We start from the raw sequence: 250 nt of genomic DNA, 5'->3' as shown, positions 1-250 counted from the left end.
GCGGAACGATGATCGGCAAGTCATCTCCGGCATCCTGCACGTGCTCACCTCAGGCTGCCGCTGGCGCGACTGCCCAGCCGCGTATGGTCCGCGCACGACCGTCTACAACCGCTTCAATCGCTGGTCCCGCCGTGGCTTCTGGCGGGCGATGCTGACGGCGTTGGCCAAGAGCGGATGGGTGGGCGAGGCGGCCGCCATCGACAGCACCTACCTCAAGGCTCACCGCTCGGCGCATGGCGGCAAAGGGGGG

The 250-nt window shown here is 68.4% G+C and carries 1 protein-coding gene; it reads left to right on the top strand.

Annotation, left to right across the window (positions count from 1 at the left end):
- Positions 1 to 250, top strand: a 250-nt coding sequence (locus tag ACLQ2O_RS41965; RefSeq protein WP_425843490.1) for a transposase, incomplete at both ends; no start/stop codon positions are given.

It is taken from the genome of Kribbella sp. DT2 (assembly GCF_049844575.1).
GTDB lineage: Bacteria > Actinomycetota > Actinomycetes > Propionibacteriales > Kribbellaceae > Kribbella.
The sequence above is the reverse complement of the archived record's forward strand: the minus strand, read 5'-3'. Positions and strand labels throughout refer to the sequence as shown.